Genomic DNA, 14961 nt, shown 5'->3' with positions numbered 1-14961 from the left:
GGGCTCAATTGGACAAAAGAACATCAAGTGCACGGAGGCTGAGAATGAAACCGTATCGCGTACCAGAACTGGCAGAGAAATATATAAACTATGATATGATTCAGAACCACACGGAACTTCCGGGTTTTCCGGATGCCCGTGTTCATTTGTTATACATATTTTTAATGGATTCGGGACGGAATATTGCCGGACACGAAGAATTGTACGCGCTGGTTACCTCACTGGTTCAGGTGGGACTCGATACGCATGAAAGCATCGACGTTACGGAAGGCAATCAAGGAGAGGCAATGATGCGATCCCGGCAGCTGAAAGTGCTCGCAGGGGATTACTTCAGCAGCCGTTTTTATCAGCTCCTGGCCCTGAAGGGCGAAATTGCCGTCATCTCGCTTCTGAGCAAAGCGGTTAGCGAAGTGAACGTGATGAAGATGAGATTATACGGCAAAATGAAAAAAAACCTGCTGCCTTCTGAAGAATATCTACAGCTAACGGTACAGCTGAATATGCAGCTGTTTCTTTCTTTTACTCCGCTGCTTGAGGTGTCCGTGCAAGAAACATGGGAGAAGCTGCTCAAGGAAATTACGGAATGTGAAACGCTTGTGCAGGAGATGGAACGCTGTGCGACGCCTGACATCGGCAGATGCGGCTACGCGTACTGGCATCTGATCGAGTCGGGAAGCGACGAGGAACGGAAAATGCTGGTGGGCAGAAAAACGGATATGAAGGATTGGCGGAAGCTGATTCTGAAGCATAAGGCTTCGGAGAAGCTGCTGGACAAGCTCCGGGAATCCGTCAGCGCCGTACAGCAGCTGCTGGGAGGCCGCGTGGGCGAGAGCCCGTACGCCGGTGTGCTGGACCCGTTTCTGAAACGGCTCAGCACATATCGGTCCGTCGTAAGTGAAGGGTAGGGGGATGCAGTGGATAATCAAACAACCAAGTTAGACGCAATCAAGCATGACGGCAAAAATCCGAAAGAGCAGTACGTCCATTCCGTCTTCGAAAGCATATCGGGCAAATACGACCTGATGAACGACATTCTCAGCTTTCGAAGACATAAAGCCTGGCGCAAGTATACGATGAAAAAGATGAACATGCGCCATGGCGATACGGCCATCGACCTATGCTGCGGAACTTGCGACTGGACGATTAGCATGGCCCAGGCAAGTGAATCCGGACACATAGTCGGACTCGACTTCAGTGAGGGGATGCTGAACGTCGGCCGGGAGAAGGTTGCCAAGCATGGACTCGAACCACAGATCGAGCTGGTTCAGGGAAACGCCATGAGCCTGCCGTTCGAAGATAATCAATTCGATTACGCGACGATCGGTTTCGGTCTTCGCAATGTGCCGGATTACATGCAGGTTCTGCATGAGATGAAACGCGTGGTTAAGCCCGGCGGGATGGTGGTATGTCTCGAACTGTCCAAGCCGACTTGGCAGCCGTTCAAAGGCATTTATTATTTTTATTTCCAACAAGTGCTGCCTCGGATGGGGAAACTGGTAGCCAAGCGTTATGAGCAGTATAAATGGCTGCCCGAATCGCTAGCTTTGTTCCCGGGACGAGAGGAGTTAGCCGAAGCTTTCCGTCAGACCGGACTTCAACAGGTTCAGGCCTTTCCCTTGACTGGTGGCATAGCAGCCTTACATATTGGGATCAAGGAGAATCTGGATGTTTAAGAAAATAGGAACTTATCTTGAAATGATTAAAGTGGAGCATACGCTGTTTGCTCTGCCTTTCGCTTTTATGGGGGCGATTCTAGGATCGGCCGTCGTGTTTGACCGATTACCGTCCTGGGGAGATATCGGCTGGATCTTTCTTGCCATGTTCGGTGCGCGAAGCGCAGCTTTCGGACTCAACCGGCTCACCGACCAACATATCGATGCCAAGAACCCCCGCACGGCTAATCGCGCCATTCCGGCAGGCCTGCTGAAGCCGCTGGAGGTCATCATATTTATTATTCTGTCTTTCGCCGTGTTTTTCTGGGCTACTTACATGCTGGACCCGTTTGCTTTCCGTTTGCTGCCTATCGCTATTTTCATGCTTATCATTTATTCCTTTACCAAACGGTTCACATGGCTATGCCATCTGGTGCTCGGGCTTACAACGGCGCTTGCACCGCTGGGCGGATGGGTTGCGGTAACCGGTCAAATCGACTGGAAGGCGATGGTGTTTTATATCGCGCTTGCGTTTTGGACGGGCGGATTTGATATCGTTTATGCATGCCAAGACGAGAAGTTTGATGCAAAAGAAAGGCTGTACTCGATTCCTTCCCGGTTCGGCCTGCACAAAGCGCTCTGGTTCGCTCGCGGGTTCCACGTCGTTACGGCTGTCGGTTTTATCGTTCTTTTCTTTGTAACGCCGGTGGGCTGGTGGTATTTGGCGGGCATGGTGATCGCTTGCGGAATTTTGTTCTATCAGCACTACATCTTGTCGCCAAATGATATGAGCCGCCTGCAAACCGCGTTCTTTACCATGAACAGTACGCTGAGCATCATTCTGTTCGTATTCACTCTCATTGATTTGGTGGTGCGTTATATCTGATGAAATCCATGCGCAGAAAGAGCTGGGTTGTCGGCATTACGGGGGCTAGCGGCAGCATATACGGGGTTCGTCTAACGGAGACCCTGCTCTCGCTGGGCTACGATGTGCAATTGATTATCTCTAATGCGGGCTGGCGCGTGCTGAAGGAGGAAATGGGCTTTCAGGCGGGCAACCGCGAGGAAGTGCTGGCCGAGAAATTCGGCGGTTTCGAGGGGAACGTGATATACCATCCGATCTCCGACATCGGAGCTACGATTGCCAGCGGCTCTTACCTGGTGGAAGGCATGATTATCATGCCATGCTCGATGGGCACGTTATCCTCAGTGGCGCACGGATCTTCCGATAACCTGATGGGCCGCGCCGCCGACGTCATGATGAAGGAGGGCCGTCCCCTGGTGCTTGTCCCGAGAGAAACGCCGCTGCATGCCATTCACCTGGAGAACATGCTGACGCTGGCCAAGCTTGGGGTCAAAATCATTCCGGCGATGCCAGCCTTCTATCACGGACCGAAAACGATTGATGATATCGTCCATTTTCTGGTCGGCAAGGTATTGGACAGCTTGCGCATCGAACATGAATTGTACACCAGATGGGGTGACTAGCAACAACAATGGTTCAGGCATTAACCTGTGCTGCGATTTGATGAACGACAACAGGAAGGGTTACGCTTAAATTTCAAGTTCGCATCAGAGCTTGGCCTGCTGAAATCGCAAGGTAGCGCCGGAGTTATGGAATGAGAATCTAAGCATACGGGTGAAGAGATGAAACGATTTGACATATTCGGAACATTAAAAAAAGATATGGACGTTATCGAAAGGGAGCTCTACCTCAGCGTCGAAGGCGACAGTCCCGAGCTGACAGAGACTTCCCTGCATCTGCTTAGAGCAGGCGGCAAGCGCCTCCGTCCCGTTTTTGTCCTGATGGGCGGCAAATTCGGCGACTATGACATTGATAAGCTGAAGCATGTGGCCGTGCCGCTGGAGCTGATCCACAGCGCTTCCCTCGTTCATGACGACGTGATTGACGATGCGGACACGCGGCGCGGCAAACCCACGGTGAAGGCCAAGTGGGACAACCGGATCGCCATGTATACCGGCGATTATATTTATGGCAAGGCGCTCCAGTTGACGACTCACCTGAAACAGCCTGAAATTCATCAGATTCTGGCCAAGGCCATGGTTGAGATGTCCATTGGCGAAATGGAGCAGATACGTGATTTCTTTAATACCGAACAGGACGTCAGAAGATATCTTCTCCGCATCCGCCGCAAGACGTCGCTCCTGATTGCCGTCAGCTGCCAGCTCGGCGCGTTGGCTGCGGATGCGGACCGCAAGGTGGCCAACAGCCTGTATCGATTCGGATATAATGTCGGCATGGCATTTCAGATTCAGGACGATCTCCTGGATCTGTGCGGGACGGAGAAGCAGATTGGCAAGCCTCCGGGGAGCGATATGAGACAGGGAAACATTACGCTGCCCGTCATTTTCGCTCTCGAGGACAGCCAGCGGAGAGAGCCGCTGCTGCAGGAGCTGGAACGGATTCATGCACTAAATGGCCAGTGCGATGTATCGGGCGCCGTAAAGCTTGTAACCTCAAGCGAAGGCATATCGAGATCCGAGGCGCTGGCTGATCGGTATATAGGTAAAGCATTGGCTGCATTGGATACGCTGCCTGACATCAAGACCAAAAAACAGCTTAGAGATATCGCAAATTTTATAACAAAGCGGTCATATTAGCCTTACCCATGAGGTTGCTTTCTGTTAAAATACGGGTACAAACATGTAACATCACCTGAGCATGGAATGAAGGTTCAATTGTTCAATTACCTAGGATGAGGGGAAGCGTGATGAGGCCTATGGAACGTACTTTTTTAATGATTAAACCCGATGGTGTGCAGCGTGGGCTGATCGGCCGAATCGTCGGCCGTTTGGAGGATAAAGGATTCAAGCTGGTTGCGGGCAAGTTTATGCAGATTTCGGACGAGCTGGCCAAGCGCCATTATGCGGAACATGAAGGCAAGGATTTTTTCGATAACCTGGTAGGGTTCATCACGTCCGGACCGGTGTTTGCGATGGTTTGGGAAGGTGACGACATCATCGCTTTGTCTCGCCAGGTCATCGGCAAAACGAATGTGAAGGATGCGCTGCCAGGTACGATACGCGGGGATTTTTCGGCCCATACGCCGCATAATCTGATTCACGGATCGGATTCGCCTGAAAGCGCGCAGCGCGAGATCGCCAATTTTTTTGATGATCGGGAATTGGTTGAGTACAACAAGACGCTGTCCCCTTGGCTGTAAGCGAAGCGGGAAGCGGAATAATCTGATTAACAGGATGATACGATGACGGAACATGAACCAGTACTGGAGGATCCCGATTATATCGGCTTTGTTCGCAGCATCGAGCGAAGCACGGGGATCAACCTTGCCGATTACAAGGAAGCGCAGATGAAGCGAAGGCTGACGACGCTGCGCATGAAGAAGGGGTTTGAAACCTTTTCGGCCTTTTACGATGCGATGATGAAGGACAAGCCGCTCTTTCATGAGTTTTTGGACCGGATGACAATTAACGTCTCGGAGTTTTGGCGCAACCCGAACCGGTGGGAAGTGCTCCGGGACAAAATATTGCCGGAGCTGGCCAAGCAGAATCCCGGGGTGTTGAAGGTTTGGAGCGCTGCCTGCTCGACCGGCGAAGAGCCCTATACGCTTGCCATGATCCTGGCGGAACAAAACATGCTGGGCCGGGCGCGCATCATGGCGACCGATATCGACGACGGTGCGTTACATAAAGCGAAGGAAGGCCTGTATGTCGAGAGGTCACTCAAGGACGTCCCTTCCGGAGTAGCCGCCCGCTATTTTAAGGAAGAGGGCTCGCTGTATCGATTCAGCGAGAACTTGAAGAAGGAGGTCTCCTTCCACAAGCAGAATCTGCTTACGGACCGGTTCGAAGCCGGGCATGATCTGATTGTCTGCCGGAACGTGATGATTTATTTCACGGAAGGGGCCAAGCACAAGCTGTATCAGAAATTTGCCGCGAGCCTGAAGCCGGGCGGGTTTCTGTTTGTGGGCAGCACCGAACAGATCTTTAATCCGGGGCAGTACGGCCTGGAAAGCAACGAGACCTTTTTCTACCGTAAAATTCAATAGAGACGGCAGTCTTAACGCATAAAGCGCTTTTCAATCCGCAGGATGAGAGGCGCTTTTGCTCGTTTGTCGACATTCTTGTCAAAGCGTTAGACCTATACTATAATGAGCAGAAGATGTTCACGGAGTTTAGCGGTTTAACGCTTAAAAGCCTAAAGGGGGAAAAGCATCATGAGCTTACGGTTTTTAACCGCTGGGGAGACGCACGGGCCTCAGCTGACAACTATAATCGAAGGGCTTCCAAGCAACTTGGAGCTTGATTTCGACGCACTGAACTTTCAGCTCCATCGTAGACAGAAGGGGTACGGCCGGGGACGCCGCATGCAGATCGAGAAGGATACCGCGCAAATCCTTGGCGGTGTGCGCCACGGCTATACAACCGGTGCGCCGCTCGCGCTGGTCGTCCAGAATAACGATTGGAAGCATTGGCAGAACATTATGAACGTGGAGCCGATTGAGGGCAACGACGAGGCGAAGAGACGGGTACATCGTCCAAGACCGGGTCATGCCGACCTGAACGGCGGATTGAAGTACAACCTGAAGGATCTGCGTAACGTGCTGGAACGCTCCAGCGCCCGTGAAACCACGGTCCGCGTTGCCGTTGGCGCTATCGCCAGACAATTCCTGGCGCAGTTTGGCGTCAAAGTGGCTGGCCAGGTCATCCGGATCGGCGAAATCGAGGCTCCCCCGCACAATCTTTCGATCGATGAGCTGATCGAGCGTACGGAAGCTTCTTCGGTTCGCGTGGTAGACGAAGAGACCGAGAAGAAGATGGAAGCCTACATAGACGAGATCAAAAAAGAAGGCGACTCCATCGGCGGCATCGTGGAATGCATCATCGAAGGATTGCCGGTCGGATTGGGCAGCCATGTCCAATATGACCGCAAGCTGGATGGACGCATCGCGCAGGGCGTGATGTCGATTAACGCTTTTAAGGGCGTTGAGGTAGGCATCGGATTCGAAGCAGGCGAGCTGCGCGGCTCCCAGGTGCATGACGAGATTATGTACAGCGAGGAGCGCGGATACCACCGTGCGACCAACCGCCTGGGCGGATTCGAGGGCGGGATGACAAACGGCATGCCGATCGTCGTGCGCGGCGTCATGAAGCCGATTCCGACGCTGTACAAGCCGCTTCAAAGCGTGGATATCGACACGAAGGAAGCCTTCACGGCTCAGGTTGAACGCTCGGATGCCTGTGCGGTTCCGGCAGCCAGCGTCGTGATGGAGCACGTTGTGACCTGGGAGGTAGCTAAGGCGTTCCTTGAGAAGTTCGGCGGCGATTCGATGGAGGAAATCCATGCGAATTACCAAAACTACCTGAAACAGCTGGAGAACTACTGATATGAGGACATTACATGTGGAACTGGGAGAGCGTTCCTATCCGATTTATATCGGTGCGGGGATTCTGAATACCCTCGGCGAGCTGAGCGCGAAGCATGGCATAACCCGCAAGAGCCCGCATCTGATCGTAACGGATGATCAAGTGGCGCCTCACTATTTGGCGCAAGTGGAGGAGCAGCTGAAATCGGAAGGGTACACGGTCATATCCCATATCGTCCCTTCCGGCGAGTCCTCCAAGTCGCTACAGGTCTATGAAGAGGTTATGACCACGGCCATCAACGGCAAGCTGGACCGCAGCTCGGCTGTCTTCGCGCTGGGCGGAGGCGTTGTGGGCGATTTGGCCGGATTCGTTGCGGCGACATACATGCGCGGCGTGACGTTTGTTCAGATCCCGACCACGATCCTTGCCCATGACAGCAGCGTAGGCGGCAAAGTGGCGGTGAACCATCCTCTGGCCAAAAATATGATCGGCGCTTTTCATCAGCCCGTCATGGTGGTTTATGACGTGAATACGCTGATGTCGCTCCCGGCGCGCGAGGTGTCTTCAGGCCTTGCGGAAATGGTGAAGCATGGCTTGATCCTGGACCGGGATTTTGCCTATTGGTGCCGGGAGAACGGCTCCAAGCTGCTGAGCCTGGAACCGGAAGCTTTGATCTACGGCCTGGAGCGCGGCTGCGCGATCAAGGCGGACGTGGTATCCCAGGATGAGCGGGAAGGCGGCCTGCGCGCCATTCTTAATCTGGGGCATACCATTGGCCATGCCATCGAAGCCGTTGGCGGTTACGGCCGATTCTTGCACGGCGAGGCGATTGCAATCGGCATGGCGGGATCGGCCCGACTTGCTGAGAAGCTTGGCAGACCTGCGGATCTGCACGAAGAGACGGTGAGCATGCTGAAGGCGGTGAATCTGCCGGTAATCTTGCCGGATGACGTCTCGGTCGATCGCATCATGGATGCCATGCAGCATGATAAGAAGTTCGCCGAGGGGCAAATGGTATTTATCGTTCCGGAATCCATCGGTTCCGTCAGCATCGTTAAGGATGTACCGGTAGAAGCTGTTCGATCCGTGGTCGAACAGTTGAAGGGAGAGGGATAGTTCATGATGAATCGGGGAATCCGGGGGGCGACAACCGTCACCCGCAACGATGAGCAGGAGATCGTACAGGAGACGCTGCGTCTGCTGGAAGAGATGGTGAGACGCAACGAGCTACAGCCTGAATATATCAGCAACATATGGATTACGATGACGCAGGATTTGGATGCAACGTTCCCGGCCAAGGCGATACGCCAGCTGGAGGGCTGGGATCTCGTCCCTTTGATGTGTTCGGTTGAAATCCCCGTTCAGGGCAGTTTGCCGCGCTGCATCCGGTTTATGGTGCAGGTCAATACGGACAAAAGCCAGAGCGAGATCAAGCATGTGTATTTGAACGAAGCCAAGCGGCTGCGTCCGGATTTATCGGGCTCCAACGCTTGATATTGAAAATTAGGGTTGCGGTAACACGGCATTATCCTGTATAGTGATATCAGAATAGCTGAGTAGAGTTAGGTTTTACAGATGAGTTGAGTTGAGAAGAGCTGAGGCATTTTAGGGAGTAACATCATCGGGTTATAGGATACACTTGATTCCATGATGAATCTTACGGCATGTTCGTGGCCGGTTACAGGTCTATTTCTTGTATCCGTTCCATGGAACGTCAGCGCTGTAGGTTGTCGATGAACGGGTTGAATGTCCTTTGACCGCGCTCTTTTTTCATAGACTTATTCTGAACGTTAACCTCTACTTCGGTAGAGGTTTTTTTGTTGTATACATTCATTAAGGAGGGATTGACATGGCGAATCCATCAATGGAGCAAGTGGTGGCAATGGCAGGTGAATACAACCTGATTCCGGTAGCGATCAGACTGTTAGCCGATATGGAAACCCCGATTCGCATTTTTCAGCGCTATGCGGAGCGGAAACGGGCATTTTTACTAGAGAGCGTTGAGGGCGGCGTACAGTGGGCACGGTATTCGTTCATCGGAACAGACCCCTTCTTAATGATAACGGGTAAAAAAGGAAAGATCGAGATTGAAAAGAACGGGGAACGTTCCTTGCTGGAAGGCAAGCCCGTCGAGGAGCTCAAAGCGCTGCTGCGTACGTACCGCAGCCCGCAGCTGAAGGAGATGCCTCCTTTTACCGGAGGGGCCATCGGATTTTTTGGATATGATCTGCTTCAATATTATGAGAAGCTGCCTGCACACGCGATGGATGATCTCGGGATGGATGATATCCGGTTCATGTTTTGCGATCAAGTCATTGTCTTCGACCACGTGAAGCAGCAGATCATGCTGGTCGGCAACGTGCACGTGAAACCTGGAGATTCGGACGACACCATCCGTCAGACCTATATGGATGTATGCCGTACCCTGGAAGCGGCGGCCGAACAGCTGCAGGATCAGGGGCCGCGGGAGAACGTGAACTCCAGAGGCATCCCGGCCGATGTCGACATGGGCGATATTAAATCCAACATGACCAAAGAGAAGTATCTCTCCAATGTGGAGCAAGCGAAGGAATATATTCGTGCAGGCGACATTTTTCAAGTTGTGTTGTCCCAGCGCTTCCATATCGAGACCGAAGTATCGCCGCTTCACGTCTACCGGGTGCTGAGAACGCTGAATCCTTCGCCGTACATGTATTATCTCAAAATGGACGACGACATTATCGTGGGAACGTCTCCTGAAGCCTTGGTGAAGGTGGATGGACGAAGGCTGGAAACAAGACCGATCGCGGGCACAAGGCCGAGGGGCAGCAACGAAGCCGAAGACCAGGCGCTGGCGGATGATCTGCTGCAGGACGAGAAGGAACGCGCGGAGCATTTGATGCTGGTGGATCTCGGCCGCAACGATCTGGGCCGTGTATCGGAGTTCGGCACGGTGAAATGCGATACGTTCATGGAGATTGAAAAATACTCCCACGTGATGCATATGGTATCCAGCGTATCCGGCCAGCTGAGCGAGAATAAGGATTTCTTTGATGCTTTTCTGTCCTGTTTGCCGGCAGGAACGGTATCCGGAGCTCCGAAACTGCGGGCAATGGAGATCATTGCCGAATTGGAGCGGGAAGCGAGAGGCGCATACGCCGGGGCTATCGGTTATCTGGGCTTTGGAGGCAATATGGATTCCTGCATTACGATCCGCACGATCATTTTTCGCCAGGGCAAAGCTTATGTTCAGGCAGGGGCCGGAATCGTATGGGACTCGGTTCCCGAGAAGGAGTATGAGGAAACCATGAATAAAGCCAAAGGGATGCTGAAGGCGATCCGCGTCGCGGAAGCGATGTTTCCGTCCAGCACGGGGGCCAACGACTTAATCAATCAGGATTATCTGTATCAATATACACCTTAACATGAAGGAGGAGATCGTAATGAACGTGATGGAGACGATGCAATCCAGCCTTTCAAAGCTGATCGGCGGTCAGGATCTGAGCCGGGATGAGGCCCGCGGGGTGATGCAGACGATAATGGAAGGCCATGCGACCCATTCTCAAATCGGCGCGCTGCTGACGGCCTTAAGAATGAAGGGAGAAACCGTAGAAGAGATAACCGGTTTTGCCGAAGCGATGAGAGGCGCGGGCGGACGTGTCGTTACCGAGCGGAACCAGCTGCTCGATACGTGCGGCACCGGAGGATCCGGCATTCACAAGTTTAACATTTCTACCGTATCCGCCATTATCTCCTCCTCGGTTTCGGTCAGAGTGGCCAAACACGGCAACCGTTCGGCATCGGGCCGGGCGGGCAGCGCCGATGTGCTGGAAGCGCTTGGCGTCAATATCCACTTGACCGCAGAACAAGCCACAGCCTGCCTGAACGATATCGGAATCTGCTTCCTGTTCGCCCAAATTTATCATCCGTCGATGAAATATGCGGCTGCTCCTCGCAAAGAGCTTGGGGTCCGGACCGTATTTAACATGCTGGGGCCACTGACGAACCCGGCGGGCGCGGACCGGCAGATGCTCGGGATATACGATATGAACAAAACGGAAACCATTGCGCAGGTCCTCAAAGAGCTCGGTTTGAAGCGAGCCATGGTAGTGACCAGCCACGATGGGCTGGATGAAATCAGCGTCTCGGCGCCTACCCGGGTATCGGAGCTCCGGGGCGGAGAAGTCCGCACTTATGATATCCACCCCCATGATTTGGGTCTGTCGGTTCATCCGATGAACGATATCCTGGGCGGCGATGCACAAGAGAATGCGGCCATCATCGGCTCGGTACTGCGCGGAGAACGCAGTGCTTATCGGGACATCGTGCTTGCCAATGCCGGTGCCTGCATCTATGTGTCGGGACTTGCGGATAGTTTGGCCGAAGGCGTGCAGCGTGCAGCGGGAGCGATTGATTCCGGGCTGGCGCAGTCCAAGTTGGAGCAGCTGATCTCAAGAACGGGGGAAATGAGTTATGTATCTTGATCGAATCGTAGAAACGAAACGCAATGAGGTTGCACAGCTGCGAGAAACGTTCAGCATCTCGGAAGCAGAGAGGCAAATTGCGGATTTGCCACCGACTCTCGGGTTTGAGAAGGCGTTGTCCATGGGACGCAAACGCAGCATGGGGTTAATCGCCGAGGTCAAAAAGGCTTCGCCCTCCAAAGGGTTGATTCGTCCCGACTTTGACCCGGTTATGATCGCCAAGGCTTACGAAGCAGCCGATGCCGATTGTCTGTCCGTGCTGACGGATAAGGACTACTTTCAGGGAAGTGGAGAATATCTGCAAGCGGTAAGGGCGGCCGTCAACATCCCGTTGCTGCGCAAGGATTTCATTATCGACGAGACTCAGATTTACGAAGCGCGCCTGCTGGGTGCGGATGCCGTTCTCTTGATTGCGAGCATCCTTGCGCCGCAGCGTATCGCGGAGTTCATTGACGTTGCAGACTCGATCGGATTGGATTGCCTGATTGAGGTTCACGACGGGCAAGAGCTGGAATCGGTAATCGGACTGGGAACGGCCCGTCTGATCGGGATTAACAACCGTAATCTGCGGACCTTTGAAACCTCATTGCAGACAACGGCAGATATCGCGGCGCAGGTTCCGCAGGAAGTGACGCTGATCAGCGAAAGCGGAATATCTAGCCCGGCCGACATTTCCTACTTGCATTATGTGGGAGCACACGGGGTTCTGGTCGGGGAACATTTCATGCGCCAGCAGGACGTGTTCCGCGCTGTGAACGATCTGATGGGACCGCTGCCGATAGCTGCAGACATGGAATAAAGGGGACATTCGATGATGAGTACGGCTCTAAAAATATGTGGACTTCAAAGCGTTGAAGTGCTAAAATCTATGATAAACTTACCTGTAGATTATATCGGATTCGTATTTGCCAAGAGCCGGCGGCGGGTAACGCCGCAGCAGGCTGCGCAGCTGGTGCAAGTATTGCGGGAATGGGAGCATGACAAGATTCCCGCTGCTGTCGGCGTCTTGGTTAACCCTGAGTTGAGCGAGCTCGCAGAGCTTCTTCAAGAAACGGCGCTTGACGTCGTGCAGCTGCATGGTCAGGAATCGCCGCAATTTTGCCGGGAAGTGAAGGAGCGCTTCCCGGTTTCCGTTTTTAAGGCGGTATCGATCGGAAGTGACCGTCCGGAAGCGGAACGTCTGTCGGCACTGGATTCGTATGCGGGCTGCATCGACGGACTGCTGATCGACACCTATGATCCGGTGTACGGCGGAGGGTCGGGCAAGACGTTTGCCTGGGATCTGATCCCGGCGTACCAGCAATGGGCTGAACGGCAAGGGATTCCCTTGTTTGTAGCCGGCGGGCTCGATCCGGATAATGTTGCTCATTTGATCGGCCAGTACGCTCCGTACGGGGTGGATGTATCCAGCGGCGTAGAGAGCGAGCCTGGCGTGAAGGATATAAACAAAGTGACCGCATTTGTAGAAAGGGTGAAGGGGAAATGACACAGCTTCCTGACCGTAATGGACGTTTCGGGGTGTTTGGAGGCCGGTTCGTGCCGGAAACACTGATGAACGCTTTAATAGAGCTTGAGCAAGAATATAATCGTTTTTCGGAGGATCCTGCTTTTAAAGAGGAGATCGCCTATTTGCTGAAACAGTATTCCGGAAGGGAAACGCCACTTTATTACGCGGAGCGGCTCAGCCAACATCTCGGCAAGGCTAAAATTTACCTGAAGCGCGAGGATTTGAACCATACCGGCGCGCACAAAATCAACAACGCCATTGCACAAGGCGTGTTAGCCAAGCGCATGGGCAAAGGCAAGGTCATTGCCGAAACGGGTGCCGGACAGCATGGCGTAGCGACCGCGACGGTAGCCGCTCTGCTGGGTCTTGAATGCAAGGTATTTATGGGCGAAGAAGATACCAAACGGCAGCAGTTGAACGTATTCCGCATGAAAATGCTCGGTGCCGAAGTGATTCCGGTCACGTCGGGAAGCCGAACGCTGAAAGATGCCGGCAACGAGGCGCTTCGCTACTGGGTCAGCAACGTCGAGGATACCTTTTATGTGCTGGGCTCCGCTGTAGGGCCGCATCCGTATCCTATGATGGTGCGGAATTTCCAGCGCATTATCGGTGACGAGACCCGGAGGCAGATACTGGAGACGGAAGGAAGGCTTCCAAACGTCATTCTTGCGCCGATCGGGGGCGGTAGCAATGCGATCGGCATGTTCTATCCGTTCCTTGAAGACAAGGAAGTCGGTTTGATCGGCGTCGAAGCGGCAGGCAAGGGAGTGGATACCGATTTTCATGCGGCTACGATGTCCAAGGGGACACAAGGCGTATTCCAAGGCTCGATGAGTTATTTGCTGCAGGACGAGTACGGACAAGTACAGGAGGCGCATTCCATTTCAGCCGGCCTTGATTATCCCGGGGTTGGTCCGGAGCATTCCTATTTAAAAGACATTGAACGCGTGCAGTACGTACCGATAACCGACCAAGAGGCGCTCGATGCCCTGCAGCTGCTATGCCGCACGGAAGGCATTATTCCTGCCCTGGAATCCGCGCACGCCGTAGCGCAAGCCGTAAAGATGGCATCTACGTGGACCGAGAACGATATCGTCGTGATTAATTTATCCGGTCGCGGCGACAAGGACGTGGAGTCCATCATGGCTTACACGGGAGGGAAAACCGAATGAACCGAATCGATCAGACCTTTGCGTCGTTGAAGCAACAAAACAAGACCGCCATGATCCCTTATCTCACCGTCGGGGATCCGGATGTGAAGTCGACGCTGGATATCATCCATGAGCTTGAAATCGCGGGAGCCGACATTATTGAACTCGGCGTTCCTTATTCGGATCCCCTTGCCGACGGACCGGTCATCCAACGGGCTTCCGAGCGCGCGCTGAAGGGCAAGGTGACCATTCGCACTTGCATGGAAACCGCGCGCCTGGCAAGAGAGCGGGGCAGCAAGCTGCCGTTCATCCTGTTCACGTATTACAATCCGGTACTGCAAACCGGACTGGACGTTTTCTTCGAGGAAGTGGTAAGGCACGACATCAGCGGCTTGATCATTCCCGATCTTCCGGTGGAGGAATCCGAGGAGGTTCGGAAACGCGCCCACGCGGCGGGCGTTCATCTGATTCCGCTGGTGGCTCCTACCTCCCATGAGCGGATCGCGAGCATCGCTTCGGAAGCGACCGGCTTTGTGTACTGCGTATCCTCCCTTGGCGTGACGGGCGAGCGCACCGATTTTTACGCGGGGGTGGAGTCTTTCCTTGAGACGGTAAGGCAGTACAGCAACGTGCCGATCGCGATCGGCTTTGGCATTTCATCCAGTGAGCAGGTGGCCAGATTCTCAAAAATCTGCGACGGCGTCGTTGTCGGGAGCGCGATTGTGCGTCAGATTGAATCGACCATTCCTCTGCTGGAGAAGGAAGAGACAAGACAGCAGGGACTTTTGCAAATCAGGGAGTTTGTGGCACAATTAAAAGGATAGTGTTGTCCATAGCAG

16 protein-coding genes are annotated in these 14961 nt (G+C 53.6%); all 16 read left to right on the top strand.

Annotated elements, in window-relative coordinates; genetic code table 11:
* Window positions 1–44 precede the first annotated feature (44 nt).
* The 16 genes from AC3RCL_RS19370 to trpA all read left to right on the top strand — a co-directional run bounded on the left by AC3RCL_RS19370 (window position 45) and on the right by trpA (window position 14946).
* Window positions 45–905 (top strand): heptaprenyl diphosphate synthase component 1, encoded by an 861-nt coding sequence (locus tag AC3RCL_RS19370; protein ID WP_015734527.1) that lies wholly within the window; start codon window positions 45–47, stop codon window positions 903–905.
* A gap of 9 nt (window positions 906–914) precedes the next feature.
* Window positions 915–1673: a demethylmenaquinone methyltransferase gene (locus tag AC3RCL_RS19365; RefSeq protein WP_096773280.1), complete on the top strand. Its 759-nt coding sequence runs from the start codon at window positions 915–917 to the stop codon at window positions 1671–1673.
* The gene (locus AC3RCL_RS19360) at window positions 1666–2538 is read left to right on the top strand and encodes a UbiA-like polyprenyltransferase (RefSeq protein WP_009595147.1); all 873 of its coding nucleotides are present in this window, start codon (window positions 1666–1668) and stop codon (window positions 2536–2538) included. Before AC3RCL_RS19365 ends, AC3RCL_RS19360 begins: the two co-directional genes overlap by 8 nt.
* The gene (locus AC3RCL_RS19355; RefSeq protein ID WP_015734528.1) at window positions 2538–3140 is read left to right on the top strand and encodes a UbiX family flavin prenyltransferase; all 603 of its coding nucleotides are present in this window, start codon (window positions 2538–2540) and stop codon (window positions 3138–3140) included. Before AC3RCL_RS19360 ends, AC3RCL_RS19355 begins: the two co-directional genes overlap by 1 nt.
* A gap of 159 nt (window positions 3141–3299) precedes the next feature.
* The gene (locus AC3RCL_RS19350; protein ID WP_009595187.1) at window positions 3300–4274 is read left to right on the top strand and encodes a polyprenyl synthetase family protein; all 975 of its coding nucleotides are present in this window, start codon (window positions 3300–3302) and stop codon (window positions 4272–4274) included.
* Between the two features lie 119 nt (window positions 4275–4393).
* Window positions 4394–4837: a nucleoside-diphosphate kinase gene (gene ndk / locus AC3RCL_RS19345; RefSeq protein WP_009595207.1), complete on the top strand. Its 444-nt coding sequence runs from the start codon at window positions 4394–4396 to the stop codon at window positions 4835–4837.
* 42 nt (window positions 4838–4879) lie between these two features.
* Entirely contained in the window at window positions 4880–5683 is an 804-nt protein-coding gene (locus tag AC3RCL_RS19340; RefSeq protein ID WP_015734531.1) for a CheR family methyltransferase, read from the top strand.
* 168 nt (window positions 5684–5851) lie between these two features.
* Window positions 5852–7021, top strand: a complete 1170-nt coding sequence (gene aroC / locus AC3RCL_RS19335) for a chorismate synthase (RefSeq protein ID WP_015734532.1) — start codon at window positions 5852–5854, stop codon at window positions 7019–7021.
* A gap of 1 nt (window position 7022) precedes the next feature.
* On the top strand, window positions 7023–8117 hold the full coding sequence (aroB, locus tag AC3RCL_RS19330; RefSeq protein WP_015734533.1) for a 3-dehydroquinate synthase: 1095 nt from the start codon (window positions 7023–7025) through the stop codon (window positions 8115–8117).
* Between the two features lie 3 nt (window positions 8118–8120).
* Window positions 8121–8495, top strand: coding sequence for a chorismate mutase (gene aroH, locus AC3RCL_RS19325; RefSeq protein ID WP_009595253.1), 375 nt, complete (start codon window positions 8121–8123; stop codon window positions 8493–8495).
* Between the two features lie 355 nt (window positions 8496–8850).
* Window positions 8851–10404, top strand: coding sequence for an anthranilate synthase component I (gene trpE / locus AC3RCL_RS19320; RefSeq protein ID WP_096773282.1), 1554 nt, complete (start codon window positions 8851–8853; stop codon window positions 10402–10404).
* 19 nt (window positions 10405–10423) lie between these two features.
* Window positions 10424–11464 carry an anthranilate phosphoribosyltransferase gene (trpD, locus tag AC3RCL_RS19315; RefSeq protein WP_015734535.1) on the top strand — a complete coding sequence of 347 codons (1041 nt, stop codon included), beginning with the start codon at window positions 10424–10426 and terminating at the stop codon, window positions 11462–11464.
* Window positions 11454–12263 carry an indole-3-glycerol phosphate synthase TrpC gene (gene trpC / locus AC3RCL_RS19310; protein ID WP_492531410.1) on the top strand — a complete coding sequence of 270 codons (810 nt, stop codon included), beginning with the start codon at window positions 11454–11456 and terminating at the stop codon, window positions 12261–12263. The genes trpD and trpC overlap by 11 nt, the downstream gene beginning before the upstream one ends.
* A 12-nt stretch (window positions 12264–12275) precedes the next feature.
* The gene (locus tag AC3RCL_RS19305; protein WP_486047443.1) at window positions 12276–12950 is read left to right on the top strand and encodes a phosphoribosylanthranilate isomerase; all 675 of its coding nucleotides are present in this window, start codon (window positions 12276–12278) and stop codon (window positions 12948–12950) included.
* Window positions 12947–14143 carry a tryptophan synthase subunit beta gene (gene trpB / locus AC3RCL_RS19300; protein WP_015734538.1) on the top strand — a complete coding sequence of 399 codons (1197 nt, stop codon included), beginning with the start codon at window positions 12947–12949 and terminating at the stop codon, window positions 14141–14143. The genes AC3RCL_RS19305 and trpB overlap by 4 nt, the downstream gene beginning before the upstream one ends.
* Window positions 14140–14946, top strand: coding sequence for a tryptophan synthase subunit alpha (gene trpA / locus AC3RCL_RS19295; protein ID WP_452519562.1), 807 nt, complete (start codon window positions 14140–14142; stop codon window positions 14944–14946). Before trpB ends, trpA begins: the two co-directional genes overlap by 4 nt.
* Window positions 14947–14961 lie beyond the last annotated feature (15 nt).

The sequence above is a fragment of the Paenibacillus sp. MT86 genome, from assembly GCF_058792535.1.
Note: the sequence above shows the minus strand (reverse complement) of the source record. Positions and strands in the feature narration are given on the sequence as shown.